Annotated in this window: 13 protein-coding genes; 3 read left to right on the top strand and 10 right to left on the bottom strand. The window is 57.5% G+C overall.

The genetic code is table 11. The annotated features are described in order from the left end of the window. Nucleotides 1-4: 4 nt before the first annotated feature. From RO009_03815 to RO009_03805, 3 genes are all read right to left on the bottom strand, one after another. Nucleotides 5-991: a tripartite tricarboxylate transporter substrate binding protein gene (locus RO009_03815; GenBank protein ID MDT3684154.1), complete on the bottom strand. Its 987-nt coding sequence runs from the start codon at nucleotides 989-991 to the stop codon at nucleotides 5-7. A gap of 842 nt (nucleotides 992-1833) precedes the next feature. Continuing rightward, a complete protein-coding gene (locus RO009_03810) occupies nucleotides 1834-2112 on the bottom strand; it encodes a hypothetical protein (protein MDT3684153.1) in 279 nt (92 codons plus the stop codon). Between the two features lie 108 nt (nucleotides 2113-2220). Next, nucleotides 2221-3054 carry a DUF2249 domain-containing protein gene (locus tag RO009_03805; GenBank protein ID MDT3684152.1) on the bottom strand — a complete coding sequence of 278 codons (834 nt, stop codon included), beginning with the start codon at nucleotides 3052-3054 and terminating at the stop codon, nucleotides 2221-2223. Nucleotides 3055-3192: 138 nt separating this feature from the next. On the opposite strand from RO009_03805, the gene RO009_03800 reads away from it, so the two are divergent. The 3 genes from RO009_03800 to RO009_03790 all read left to right on the top strand — a co-directional run bounded on the left by RO009_03800 (nucleotide 3193) and on the right by RO009_03790 (nucleotide 4640). Next, a complete protein-coding gene (locus tag RO009_03800) occupies nucleotides 3193-3573 on the top strand; it encodes a hypothetical protein (protein ID MDT3684151.1) in 381 nt (126 codons plus the stop codon). Continuing rightward, the gene (locus tag RO009_03795) at nucleotides 3570-3830 is read left to right on the top strand and encodes a DUF2249 domain-containing protein (protein ID MDT3684150.1); all 261 of its coding nucleotides are present in this window, start codon (nucleotides 3570-3572) and stop codon (nucleotides 3828-3830) included. Before RO009_03800 ends, RO009_03795 begins: the two co-directional genes overlap by 4 nt. Nucleotides 3831-3989: 159 nt before the next feature. Next, on the top strand, nucleotides 3990-4640 hold the full coding sequence (locus tag RO009_03790; GenBank protein MDT3684149.1) for a NifU N-terminal domain-containing protein: 651 nt from the start codon (nucleotides 3990-3992) through the stop codon (nucleotides 4638-4640). Nucleotides 4641-5072: 432 nt separating this feature from the next. Here RO009_03790 and RO009_03785 read toward each other — a convergent pair whose 3' ends face one another. The 7 genes from RO009_03785 to RO009_03755 form a co-directional block, all read right to left on the bottom strand. Then, nucleotides 5073-6368 (bottom strand): site-specific integrase, encoded by a 1296-nt coding sequence (locus RO009_03785; protein MDT3684148.1) that lies wholly within the window; start codon nucleotides 6366-6368, stop codon nucleotides 5073-5075. A 304-nt stretch (nucleotides 6369-6672) separates the two neighbouring features. Continuing rightward, complete coding sequence (locus RO009_03780) at nucleotides 6673-7725, bottom strand: hypothetical protein (protein MDT3684147.1); 1053 nt, start codon at nucleotides 7723-7725, stop codon at nucleotides 6673-6675. Nucleotides 7726-7742: 17 nt separating this feature from the next. Further along, nucleotides 7743-8777, bottom strand: coding sequence for a tyrosine-type recombinase/integrase (locus tag RO009_03775; GenBank protein ID MDT3684146.1), 1035 nt, complete (start codon nucleotides 8775-8777; stop codon nucleotides 7743-7745). Nucleotides 8778-9201: 424 nt separating this feature from the next. Beyond that, nucleotides 9202-10953, bottom strand: coding sequence for a Mu-like prophage major head subunit gpT family protein (locus tag RO009_03770; protein MDT3684145.1), 1752 nt, complete (start codon nucleotides 10951-10953; stop codon nucleotides 9202-9204). A 231-nt stretch (nucleotides 10954-11184) separates the two neighbouring features. Next, the gene (locus tag RO009_03765; protein MDT3684144.1) at nucleotides 11185-11412 is read right to left on the bottom strand and encodes a hypothetical protein; all 228 of its coding nucleotides are present in this window, start codon (nucleotides 11410-11412) and stop codon (nucleotides 11185-11187) included. Then, on the bottom strand, nucleotides 11399-12049 hold the full coding sequence (locus RO009_03760; protein MDT3684143.1) for a hypothetical protein: 651 nt from the start codon (nucleotides 12047-12049) through the stop codon (nucleotides 11399-11401). Before RO009_03760 ends, RO009_03765 begins: the two co-directional genes overlap by 14 nt. A gap of 105 nt (nucleotides 12050-12154) precedes the next feature. Then, a complete protein-coding gene (locus RO009_03755; GenBank protein MDT3684142.1) occupies nucleotides 12155-12676 on the bottom strand; it encodes a hypothetical protein in 522 nt (173 codons plus the stop codon). Nucleotides 12677-12737: the final 61 nt, after the last annotated feature.

Below are 12737 nucleotides of genomic sequence, written 5' to 3'. Positions count from 1 at the left end.
TCTCCTATCGCGTGACGCCGGCAATGTTAACGACGTCGGCCCAGGTCGCGACATCTTTGGCGAGCATCGTCCTGTATTCCTCCGGGGAACTGCCGAGCGGATCGACGCCGAATTCGGAGAGCCGCGCGGAGAATTTTGGATCCTTAATCGCCGCGGCGACGACCCCAGCGATCTTGTCAACGATCGGCTTTGGTGTATCGGACGGTGCCATCAGGCCATTCCAGGTCAGGATGTTAAAATCCGGAAAGCCAGATTCAGCCACGGTCGGAAGATCCTTTGCGAGCGGCGAACGCTCCTTCGAGGAGAGCGCTAGCATACGCACGTGACCGGCATTGGCCTGCGGCAGCGCGTCCGAGAAATTTGAGAACATCGCCGGAACGTGACCCGCGACGACGTCGGATAATGCCGGTGCATTCCCCTTGTAGGGCACGTGCGTCATCTCAATACCGGCTTTTTTTAGGAAGAGCGCCATGGAGAGATGATTAAGGCTACCGATGCCGGCGGAGCCGTATGTCAACTGTCCGTCGCGAGCCTTTACATAGGCGATGAATTCCTTGAGGGTTTTTACCGGAACGTCCTTGTTCACAACCAGCACGAACGGATTGGTCGCGATGTTGGTAATTGGCGTGAAGTTCTTCTGCGCATCGTAACGCACCTTATTGATTGCTGGCACGATGGCCATGACCGGCAGGGCGGCGATGAGCAGCGTGTAGCCGTCAGGCGGGGACTTTGCCACGGTCTCGGCCGCAAGCGCGCCGCCGGCGCCGGGCCGGTTTTCGACCACGAACTGGCCACCAAGCGTTTCTGTCAGGCGCTGCGCCGTGATGCGTGCAATGCCGTCAGTATTGCCGCCCGCGGCGAACGGCACGATGATCGTCACCGGCCGCTGCGGCCAATCCTGTGCCAGGGCAGTTGAGGCGTTCGTGCCGATGATGGCGGCAGCGACCGCGAGTCCTGCTGTCGATACGATGAATTCGCGACGATTGCGCATGGCAAACTCCATTCTGTTTGGCGTTGTCTCAGAGGGCGATGTGATGATTCGGGCGCCAGTGCGGTTTGCACTGACCCGCGTCGTGGAGAGTACAGCCGATACCGGACTTGAAGGGCCATGAAGGTTTTCCAGAATTCTGACGCTGATGTGTCGTCCCTGCAGTTCGATCCGCGACGCGGCAGGTCACTCGTGAAGATGAGATGTATGGATCAAAGGTGCGCGCGGGGTGATTTCACCCCCAACACTTTCAACTCGGCAATGTGCTGTGCCACAGCGCCAGCGTTTCCCCCAGTCTAGCCAGCGATGGTGACTTGGGGTTGTCATTATATCGCCACGGCGCGTTTCGAATCGTGGAACTGAATGATCCAGCATATCCATTCGATCGTGATATTTCACTATAATATCTGCTTTGTAAAGCGAATTGACATGCGTCTCGCCTGGTTATTGTCCGAAGAACACTCAGGCGCGTTCTTCTCGCCGCAAGGATTTTGGAGGGGCGTTATGGCTCGCTACTGTCGACGTGGCCTACTGTTGCACGAGATTCGGCAGAGCTTCGCTTATGCGAAATCTGTTGCGCAAAGAAGCCGCGCCCGGAGACGTGCGTGTCCGATCTTGTGAGGTTCGTATGCGTCGCTTGCTTCTACCCCGGCCGAGAAGACCGACGCGGCCTCTATCGTGCCTTCCATTTACCTCAAAATCGACGAGCGAGCGTGCAGATCCGGTTCTTGTGACGGCTCCGGCAAGGCTCAATTCGAAAAGTCTCAGTGTGAAATGAGGGGCAATGGCGGGTCTGCGCGGCACGGCGCACCTCGTCGCCTTCTCGGAATGTATGAATTGCCCTCTCATGCCGCCGTACGGCATGAGTCTGCGACCGTCTGCTGGGATCGCGTTGCATTCGCCCGCCGCGCTGCGACGGTCATCCAATGGCGGAGAAGCCCTTTGTCTTCCTTGGTGAACCGCGCACGGTGCAGGAGATCCGTGAACGTGTCCTCCGGATGGCATCGTTCATAATCGGCTTGAATCAATAGCGCGTGATCTATCCATTCGCGTTCGTAGGCTGGCTGGATCGCATTGAAAATTCCATTCCTGTTACTGTGCACGCCATTGTCTGAAGTACCCATCCTATCCTCCTGTCGCCCAGCCAGTCCCGGTGGTGGCGCTCGCGCACCTCACTCGCGATGATCCTGCGAGCCCTCATGACAGTGTTCTCAAGATAATTTACGCACCGGTCACGATCTGACCTCCGCGCGATCTCGACGGTGCAGCCGGACGCGCCAGACGTCCGGGCCTTGTTCAAGATAAATCCACTCGCAATGGCTGCCGTGCTGCGCCTCAAGCTGGAGGTGCAAGGGTCGTGGATCATGATCGGTAATAAGCTGAAGCGAGTTTGTCTCGTCGAGGCGCTCAAAGAGCTGGAAAATCACCGTATGGCGGACGCGCGGCTTGATCTCGCGTACATCGACCAAGCGTTCGTTTGTAATCGGAGTCCTTTCGGTCACCCGCGCCCCCCTACGATGGCTGGGAAGCGGAGCTTGGCGTCCGCACAAGTCGGCGATGTGGCCCAAAAGGCGGTCGGCAACCGGCCGCGGCAGGATGCCGGCAAACAGTTCATGCAAATAGGGCTTTAGGATCCGCCCCGTGACGCCGCGCTCAGCCCACATCAGCTCAACAATATTTCGAGCGAGCGGCGCAAGATCGTTTTGTGTGGCGGAGGGATCGAGAATGGCCCGAAGAGCTTGTTCGATCCGCTCCCATTTCGCGCCGCTAATGTGAGTCATCACGTTGCTGATATGCGGATGCCGGCGAAACGCTGCGACCAATCGTTGCACAAGATCGCCAAGGTCGACTCCAGGCAGATCGTTTGCCGTGCATGGAAAGACATGTCCGCTGGCACTGGCTATATCATCGGCCACGATCTCCCTATCCGGTGAGGCGTCCTGTCGCTTGAGCAAATTTCCGATGCTGCGGACTTTAATAGCGGCACCATCCACCATATCCGTGGGCTCGCGGGTTGCAACACTAAGGGTCGGGGCGATCGCATATTCGCCGGGCTGAATCAGCATCGCGCTCTCCATTTCGAATTCCTGAATATTGCCAGTCGCGCTCTCTTTAGACACATAGATCCAAAAAGATATATTGACAATATATCTTTTAAGGGAGACAGTACCAGCACCGTTCCCACAGGTGCTGGGGTGATGATCATGAACAAGGCACTCTCATTCGAAAGTTGCGCGAGCGTATCCCCGGCGAACGCATCCCCACCGGTCGCGCGGCAACGCCGGTCCCGTTTCAGCTTGGCGTTAGATGGCGCCAGAAACACGGTCGGTCATTGGGGCAAGGCGCTCGCCGAAGGAATTGCCGAGGCCCGTCGAATGTCACAGCTCTACGACGAACTGGTCGGCATGACCGACCGGGAGCTCGCCGAGCTCGGCATCGGCCGCGCTGATATTTCCGCCGTGATCGCAGGTAGATACGCCAAAGGTCAGCATGTCGCTGATCCCAATCTTAACGGCAGGCAAAAGCTGTCGCCGCCGCCAGGCGTTTCGGATCAACCCAGCAGTGAGCAAGGAGCTTTTTCATGACAAACGCCACCAATGTGTCCGCCGCCAACGTGGTTGACGTGCGCAGCCTCGTGCCTGCACAGCGCCACGCAAAAATCTTCGAGCTTGTCAATGAGCTGACGGGTGGCGCCTCATTTATACTTGTCAACGATCACGACCCGAAGCCGCTCTACTATCAGCTCGAAGCGGAATATCCGAAGCAGTTCTCCTGGACCTATCTCGAACGCGGACCAGAAGTCTGGCGGGTCGAAATCGGCAAGCTTGCGAAGGCTGCCTGAGTTCATTCTCCGGATCTCGAGTCGATTTGAGTATCAGGGCGAGCCTCCAGGGGGTTGTGATGTTTGTCGTTCACTCTTCTGATGGACGACATCCAATTTTGCCGCGGCGCTCCGTCAGGCCCGCTGCCGTGTCCGTATTCAGCAGGGATCGTGTGAGCCATGTTCATTCAGACCGAAGCGACAGCGGATCCAGCCCGCTTGAAGTTCCTGCCTGACCGCCAGGTTCTCTCCGCGGGTACCGTCGAACTGCCCGGCCGGATGGAAGCTGCAGTCTCGCCGCTCGCTGAACGGCTCTTTGCCATCTCGGGCATTGCGTCCGTCTCGCTTGGCAAGGATTCAATCACAATAACCAAGTCGGACGGCGACTGGCAGCACCTCAAGCCGGCGATCTTCGGAGCGATCATGGAGCATTTCATGTCCGGTGCGCCGATTCTGCGCCAGAGTGCTCCCGCAGAAGGGTTGTCACCTGCATCCTTGCCTGACGATGATCAGGCCGTTGTGGTCGAGCGCATCAGAGATGCGCTGCGCCGGGTGATCGATCCGGAACTTGGCTGCAACATCGTCGATCTGGGCCTCGTCTATAATGTGGTCATGGAAGAGGACGGCATTGTCCGTATCACCATGACCACCACGACGCCGGGATGCCCGGCGACGAACTATCTGAAACGGGGTGCAGGCGACGCGGCGAGTGACGTGCCGGGGGTTAAGTTCGTCGAGGTAACGCTCACCTACGAGCCCCGCTGGACGCCGGAGATGATGAGCTCCGAAGGCAAGGCGCATCTCGGAATACGCGACGGAGGAAGATGGTGAGCCTGGATGGTTTGGCGGAAGCGAGTGCGGCCGAGTGTGCGCGGCGACTCGTGCGGTGCTGCTGGGTCGCCTGCATCCAAAGTCAGGAAGTTGAGCAAACGCGCGGTTCATTTGCACCGCGCGTTTTGCGTTCTCGGCATCTCATGGTGCGCCTACTGGAAATTGCAAAAATCTGAGTCAGGCTTCTGTCATTGCACAGGCGCATAGAGAACCAAACTTATACTCACCCGACACAAAAAGGTCACTGCGCTTTGCTGGCCGACTGCTCAGTCTCCTGGATTGGAAGTTGCGGTTGGCTCGACTACTTGGCCCATCGTTTCATTGCGAATCAAACAAATTACCCCTGCGTCCGATCTCGAAACGCAGCTTAATCGATGCCGATTATTGCGCTTGGCATTGTACGCCGGGGACCGCTTGCAGGTTACCAACCATTCAGCTAGTGCCGGTTGCTTTGAACGGCACCACGTTAACCGATTGGCCAATCCCGATGCGCCCATATGCAGCGCGAACAGTGTCCGCGATATAGCTCGGCGTTAGATGTCCATAGTGCTTTTCGACCATTCGCGTGTCAGCATGACCGAGTTGCGCTGCCACGACGGCAAGCGGCGCGCCGTTCATGACGAGGCGAGACGCATAAGTGTGCCTTAGACCGTGAAAGCGGACCGACTTTAATGATGCGACTCCACAGGCCGCAAGAAACGGTCGCTGCTGTTCTGCTCGTTTCCAGCCACGCCCATTGGTTTTCCTGAACAAGAGATCTGCACTCGTTCGGCCCGCAGTCTCCTGCCGAAAGAAAGCAAGGCCTTCGTCTGCGAGCACAACATGCCGTGGCTTTCCGCTCTTGCTATACCTAATGCGAATACTGCCCACGTCTGCATTGAAGTCATCGACGTTGAGGGCAATCAATTCGCCATATCGGCAACCTGTCATCAAAGCTGCGATAACCAGCTTGCGGAAATCTGGCTCGCATGCATTGACCAGCCGACGGCATTCTTCGTCAGTCAGGTATTGGACGCGTGATGTGTCCACGCCGCGAAACGCTTTCACCCGTCGCCAAGCATCATCGTGCGCCACCAACCCTTCGTGGTAGGCATGATTGAGCGCAGCCTTCAGGATCGTGAGGACCCGGTTGGCGGTTGCTTGTCGCTGTCGCTGACCATCACGCGTCTTTGCAGGCGAGCGGAATCTTTGCGGCTTCCCCGCTGAGGTGCGAACCCGAGCCGGGGAACTGGCGATGTCTTGCAGCCACTTCTCGATGCGGCCTTTGGTGAGCTTGGCGACCGGTATGCTGCCGAGCTCGTCCAAAATGTAGTTCTTGGCGACGCTGGCAATCTTTTCGGGCTCTTTACCGCCGCGGCGATTGTAGTATTCGGCATAGCGGTCGATCGCATCGGCAACGACAAACGGACCGATCAGGGGAGCCATATCGCCGGCGAGCTCGCGAGCGCGCCGCTCAAAAAATGCCTGGGCAAGTGCTTGGGCCTGTGGAAAGGAGAAGACAGTGAGGTTGTCCGGGTCGCGGGCGTCGTCCGCGGCTCCTAGGGCTTCGTAGTGCTGTTTTCCGGTTTCGTCGCGCAGTCTTGCCACCCAAGTGCCACCGTACGCACCACGGCGGTAGCCAAGGGCACAGCCGGCCGAAATAACCGTCCAGTAAGGCTCGCGCCGCGCTGGCAAGCGAGCGCGCGCAGAACGGCTATCGATTTTGGCGTTGCGGACGGCGCGGGCCACGTGATTTCGTTCCTAGAGGCGGCGCCGCGTACGGAAACTGTACGGAAAAGATGTTGCAGAACATCGGCGAACGCTGAAGGCAGACTAGCGAAAAACATCAATAAAATCAACGTTTGCAGACGTTCGTCGACGTTCGCCGACGACCGAAAAGATTTCTCTCAAGGCTGAAACAGGGGTTCGATTCCCCTAGGGAGCGCCATTCAAGTTAAGCCACATTGATGGCATTGTGGTTTTTCGGGCTTTTGTCCCACCGCTATACAGAGTGGGACATGATCCGTTCGACAAATGGTCTCCGTGTGAATTCCTAAATTGAGCCGTAAGCCTTTAGGATGCGATAGGTGGCCTGACCATCAATCAAACAATATTTTCGTGGCCGCCCCGGATATACCGTGAGGCTACGTAGTGTTGCTCGGACGGCCTCACCGATCAGATGCGCATGCTGTACAATTGAAATATCCGCGCCAGAGTTAGTTAGTCGATAAATCTGATCGGCGCGCTTTCCGCACATATCCATAGTCATTTCACGAAAAACGGCCGGCCCTTTGAACATGAAGGCGGCGGTCCGCCGACGACCCGCGACAGTAACGTTACTTGAAAAATGATCGTTCGATTCTCCGCCCCAATCTTTCTTGAATGGCTCGCCGAGTAGGGCAGCAAATGCCTTCTTCACATCCTCTTCGGGAAGGTTTTTCATTACGCTCATCCATTCATCCGGCGAGCCGACCTTAATGTCCGCGAGTTTCGAAAATTGCTCAATATCTTCTGGCAATAATTCGCCAAAGTCGCGACCGAACCAAACCAACTCCGATCCGTCTTGATTTCGCGGATGCTCCAGCCAAGGTGCGCCGATCACGAGCGGCTCAATTGTGAATTGCTTCGGGCGATCGTGGAGAATACCAACCATCGACTCGACGTACCCCTCGGGGGCGCCTTCCGACAATGTCATTTTGCCCGTGTCGCTCACTAGATGTTTTGTGTGATAGGAGATGCGCACCGGCTTTCCAAAATCGATGTCGAGTAAAACATCGTGACTCACACGATCAGCGCTATATATTTCAGGGCAGGGTGCCAGTCGTTCGGTGCTCCGAAACACGCATCTGGGATGACCCATTTGTAGCGCCTCAAGGAGTGTCGGAGCATGCGACGCATCGCACACATCCAGAAGCAGCGTTACAAGAAAATGATCATTCCAGAGGCGATCAAGATGGTTCGAATCGTCGCGTGATTTCGATATGAACTCATAGCGCAATGCTTGTGGAAGCGCAGTCAAGCAAAGTCTACGATTAATGAATCCCATGTCGATGTGTTGGAACACATCCATGGTTCGAACTTTTGCCGGAACGAGATGAGCGGTCATTTTTGAAATCTTAGTGGTCAATCATGTCGGCGCATTTTTTTCATCGCTGAATCTGCTAGCCGGGCTTTTTGTGCACCCCGCGTATACCGCTCGACCTCTTCAAGTGAGCGATGCCCGGTAATTGCCATGATCTCGTGAGGGGTTGCGCCGCGCTCGGCGAGACGTGAGGCGGCGGCTTTGCGCAAGCCGTGCGCTGAGCAGTAAGGCAAATTGGCCTTATTACACCATTCGCGGAATTTGTTTCCGAAACCCGCAGCCGAAAATGGCTTCCCATATTCCGTCACCAGAAACGTTAGATGGCTTGAGGGTGTCGCGTCGATAACATCCGCAAGATCAGGGTGAACGGGAATATCCAGTGTCACCGGGCTGCGATGTTCGTTTTTCGCTTGAACGTAGTGCAAGCGGCCGTTGCGTATGTGTTGAGGGCCAAGGCGAACGGCATCCTCTCGCCGGCAAGCGGTGTAAAGCATGATTGCCATCGCCAGTCGGGCTTTGGTTCCGACCGGATGTTTGGCCTCGAAGGCTTCTACCTCCTCAAGCGACCATGAGTGATGCCCCTTGGTGACATAGCGGGTCAATTGCACTTCGCGTGCAGGATCATGTGGCGCCTCGTCCGCCTCGACAGCCCAACGAAACAGCGCGCGCAACGCCTTAACCCGCATGTTCGCTGCGCCCGGCGTGTTCGCCTTTTCATCGCGCAATGCGCGCACATGACGCGGCTGCATCATGGCGATCGGATGGCTACCCTTTTTCTCGCAGATTTCGTCCAGCGTGCGCCGCCGCCAACTCTGGGTACTACCGTCCAAGGCTTTGAATGCGGCACTGGCATAATAAGCTCGGCAGACGTAACCGAATGAACCGCGCGCCATCACGCGCGCTTGACGCGGCGCTTCAACCTTATCGGCGAGTGCGGCGTGATACTCGCTCATGAATTCTTCGCTGCCGGGATAAGCGCGCAGGCGGACCTTCTTGCGGCCAGGCAAGCGCACATAGCGGCGCACGTTGCCGTGGCGGTCAACGTCCTCACAAAGGAATTTAAGCCGAATTCGCATGTGAATTAGTTTTCGTCCCACGGGTTGCTACCGTTCCCGACATCGTCCAAGGCGTCGAACGCGCAGTCAAGTCGGCGGACCTCCCAAACGACCCGCCCATCAATGCGCTTTGGCTGAGGCATCCGGCCATCCTTGACCAACTTATCAAAGGTAGACGGGCTGATTCCGATATACTCGGCCGCCTGCTCACGCGAGATACCGCGTGGCGGTAGCGATGGGGGCAGGACCGACAGCCTGCGCCCTCGCTGTGGATTGGGTGAGTTCATCGGAATTGCTTTGGAAAATGGTGCGGCCTTGCTTTCCTTGACCCACGAAACGCACCGGCCGGCGGCGCGCCGACAAGCAAAGGCGGGGAAGGGAGGAAAGCTTTCGTTATTGGACGGGCCGCGACGCCCTCAGAGAAGACCCCGCCGCGTCCTAGAGATTATTCACCGGGATTCAGATACGTGCCCCGCCAATCGGCAATGCCGCATCCGAAATCCAAAACGGCGCGGAATTCGGCGCCGAGTGTCGTCCACCCCTCACGGGTTTCAAGCACCGGACCCTCGCGACCATTAAGATACGCGATCACGATTGTTGCAAGCTCCGCAGGATCGGCAAAAATGCGCCAGCCATTGCCAGTGAAGCGTGGTTCAACATGCAACGTCAGCTTGCCGCTGAACGGGTTGGCGTCAGCCACTTGCGCCGCTGCGATCGCCGCCAAAACCTGTTCAGCCTGCGTTTCCTTCGCCGGCCCCACAACCAAATGCCGAGGCGTTACGCCAATCGGTGTCTTGCCATCAAGCCCCTTGGTTTCGCGCATAGCTTGACGGCCCGCGCCGAGCGTCGTTACGTCAAGAGCGGCACCGGCCGCTGCCTTGTTCTTGCGGCCGGTCGTATAGATCGGATTGCCGTCATCGAGATTAACACCATTGCCGGAATTCGCGGTGAACAGCGATACCAGCAGATCGGCCTCGGTTTCGGCGGCTGCACGCCCCCACGCCATATTCGAATCGGCAAACGCGCCAAGATCATCATTGATGATCGCCTGACGGGAGAGCGAGAAGATGCGCGCAAAGGTTTCGACCTTAAAGCCCTCCTTCGCCTCCGAGCGGCTTCCGTAAGTCACCTCGCCAGCCTCGCCAACCTTTTGTAGGCGGGGCGCCTCGCTCAGCTTCCCCAGCGACAGCGGACGAAAATCAGCCGCGTTACGCCGGCGCGCAAGCCGCTTGAGCGGACATTCGGCGGCCTTGTAAGCATCGAGGAGGACGCGATTTCCGGCGCCTGTCAGGAGAACCGGAAAATCGCTTGTGGTGTGATAGTTGCGCGTGAGGATTTGTGAAGCCAATGCTTCACGGTTCGACCACGACACCCGCTCACCATTCGCCTGCAAGAGCAGGGAGCCCATATCGAGCAGCGATCGTCCCATGAGTTCGCGGGCGGCACCTTCCGGCGCCTTGCCTGTCATGCGGGCATACAGGGCCTGTTCAATCGACTGACCGAGGAATTCCGGATTATTAAAGCTTCGTTCCTCTCCTTGGTGAGCGAAACTGACAGTGCGCGAGCGATCCGCCTCGTTGGCTTTCTCGTTGAGAATGATCGTCCGGAATTCTTTGAGCGTAACGCCGGATTCGATGTGCTGGCGAGCGAACTCGGCCGAAAAACCAGCCCGTGCGGCAATGGTGTACGCCTCGCGCGCGTGCCGATCAGACATGGTGCGTCGGACCTGGGAAATGTCGGAGCCATCGTCCGACGCAAGAGCGGCGGACTCGATCGGGTCGGCCTCCCGGGTGTCGGTGTCGTCATTGATCGCGGTCTTATCCATACTTTTTCCTTTCATGGATCGGATGTGAGCTTGAGGATCAGCGGGAATCGACACGAGGCTAAGCTCAGCCGGCTCCCAATCTGTGCGGATAATCACGGACATGCCACCAGCGCCTTCCGCCTCCTCGCTTGCGTAGACGCTATAACCAACGCTCACATTGCGGATGACGCCGGCGGCGAGGTCAGCGCGAATTTGCTTCATCCGATCGTCGTTCCGGTCGGAAAGCTTTACGCGCACGGTGAGTTGGTCGCTCTCAATGCGCGCGCCAGTAATGACGCCAATCTGATCTGCGATCGAGCCTGCGCGATGGCTATCGAGCAGCGGTGCGCGGCCGGACCGGAACCGATCGAGGCGGACGGATTCGGGCCGCATCGACAAGACTTCAAAAACGGTTTCACCAAAGATGCGGCGCTGAACGGGAGATGAGGTCGCTGCGATCGCCGTGAATGTCCCGGATTTGGAGTCGTATGATCCGGCGCTCAGATCAGCTCGCCGGGTTGCAATAGTCGGATTATCCATTGTCTGCGCTTTCTTTTGGACGCAAAAAAACGCCCGCCGGCCGCAGGCCGGCGGGTCCGTGCATTTCAGACTTGATGAGGTGCGCTAATGCGGCTTGGCGTCCGTTGACGGATCAACCAGCACGGGTTGGCCGGTCAGCAATGCGAGATGGACTGCAGAAACGGCCGACAGAAATTCGAAATCGACGCCGAGCAATTCGGCCGCCTGTTCCATCGTAAACTGCTGACCGGCGCGTCGCCGACGCCGAAATTCTTTCTGACGGCGCGCAAAATCAGGAGGCAGATGGACGATGGTGATTTCATCGTTCGGCATCATCACCCTCAAAGTCATAACCGGCGATTTCAATTCCAAGCTCTTCCGCTCGCTTGCGAAGGCGCCGGTCGGCGGCCGAAATGTTGGTCATGAAGATGCGCGCCGGGTCCGAGTCCGGATAGGCTTCCTCGTCGCGAAGCATCCACTCCTTGACCTCGCTCATCACGTCATCGATGATTCCGCAGAAATGGATTTGGCTCCAATACTCGCCCGGCCCAAACCCCGTCACGGGCCAAGAGCCGCGCGGCGCCGATCCCCACGTATTGCGGGACGCCATCACCGCAACCCAGAAATCCGAAAGCGTTTTGCTCCGCACAGAGACCGTGGTGGCTGTCGCAAAGAATTTCCGAATCGCATCGGCGGACATTTGAATCTTGAGTGCCTCATAAAGCCCAATGCCGTTGGCATCCAAGAACTGGCGGCCCGCTTCGCTGTCGTGAAATTGGCGACTGACTTCGATTGCCAGAGCATCAGCGTAGGTCCACCGAAGCTGTCGCTCCGAAAGCAAACGCCCCCTCGATCCCGGAAGAAAGCCAGATTCGGGAGCCTGAACGAGCTTTTGCAGAAACTCCTCTTTGCTCATTTGGCAAAGGGCGGCGATCCCATCGATCCGCACGCCCACTTCACGTCTAGTCATTGCTACCTCTGATCTGGGAAAAGAATACGCCCGGCGATGGGCTCGCCGGGCGCAATAATCTGTATAAAAAAACTAGCGCGATTCTCAGTACCGGCCAAATCCGGACTATCCTGAGTACCCGGGAATTCTGAGGAGATGCGCCACCTGCATGAGCGCGTCACGTAGGCGTTCCCTAGTTCTCTCTTCTTGTAGCTTCCCGGCGAAGCCGAATATTTTCTCCGCAGCTTCGCTGATAGTGCGGTTTTCCGCGACGATGAGCTTGAGGATTTCTTTGTGCCAAACCGACAACCCGGATTTCAGCCCCACGCGCGTTTTGCTAAGATTGAAATCCCAATCTAAGCGTTTCGCAATTCTGTCTTCCATGCGCGCCATCACAGAGGCGTCATCGACGCGCACTCGCCCGGGATCAATCGCGGAAAGTTCCACGTGACCGTCGGCGTCGCACATGATCCGAAACCATTCGCCCCCAGCCTGCCAAAGCATCTTGTTTGTGTCGACGTTGGCATCTAGGGAGCCCCTAACGGCCAGGTACGCGAGAGTTGAGAGGTGACGCTCGTTCTTTTTCTTCTCGCTGGCGGACTGTTTTGGCACGCCAGTACGTTGCTTCGATTTCATCTCTGCCTTCATTGATTCTTCAGTCGCACAAGGCTGTGCCGCCGCAGTAAACGGCTGGTAAAGTGGCGCCCTA

Origin of the sequence: Pseudorhodoplanes sp. (assembly GCA_032027085.1) — a bacterium.
In the GTDB taxonomy this organism is placed as follows: domain Bacteria; phylum Pseudomonadota; class Alphaproteobacteria; order Rhizobiales; family Xanthobacteraceae; genus Pseudorhodoplanes.
Note: the sequence above shows the minus strand (reverse complement) of the source record. Positions and strands in the feature narration are given on the sequence as shown.

Bases quoted from the DNA above. Each gene is read 5' to 3' on its own strand.
- RO009_03755 (MDT3684142.1), bottom strand. From the start codon at position 12,676: ATGAAGGCAGAGATGAAATCGAAGCAACGTACTGGCGTGCCAAAACAG.
- RO009_03780 (MDT3684147.1), bottom strand. From the start codon at position 7,725: ATGACCGCTCATCTCGTTCCGGCAAAAGTTCGAACCATGGATGTGTTC.
- RO009_03775 (MDT3684146.1), bottom strand. From the start codon at position 8,777: ATGCGAATTCGGCTTAAATTCCTTTGTGAGGACGTTGACCGCCACGGC.
- RO009_03810 (MDT3684153.1), bottom strand. From the start codon at position 2,112: ATGGGTACTTCAGACAATGGCGTGCACAGTAACAGGAATGGAATTTTC.
- RO009_03765 (MDT3684144.1), bottom strand. From the start codon at position 11,412: ATGCCGAACGATGAAATCACCATCGTCCATCTGCCTCCTGATTTTGCG.
- RO009_03770 (MDT3684145.1), bottom strand. From the start codon at position 10,953: ATGCGGCCCGAATCCGTCCGCCTCGATCGGTTCCGGTCCGGCCGCGCA.
- RO009_03805 (MDT3684152.1), bottom strand. From the start codon at position 3,054: ATGCTGATTCAGCCCGGCGAATATGCGATCGCCCCGACCCTTAGTGTT.
- RO009_03795 (MDT3684150.1), top strand. From the start codon at position 3,570: ATGACAAACGCCACCAATGTGTCCGCCGCCAACGTGGTTGACGTGCGC.
- RO009_03800 (MDT3684151.1), top strand. From the start codon at position 3,193: ATGAACAAGGCACTCTCATTCGAAAGTTGCGCGAGCGTATCCCCGGCG.
- RO009_03790 (MDT3684149.1), top strand. From the start codon at position 3,990: ATGTTCATTCAGACCGAAGCGACAGCGGATCCAGCCCGCTTGAAGTTC.
- RO009_03815 (MDT3684154.1), bottom strand. From the start codon at position 991: ATGCGCAATCGTCGCGAATTCATCGTATCGACAGCAGGACTCGCGGTC.
- RO009_03760 (MDT3684143.1), bottom strand. From the start codon at position 12,049: ATGACTAGACGTGAAGTGGGCGTGCGGATCGATGGGATCGCCGCCCTT.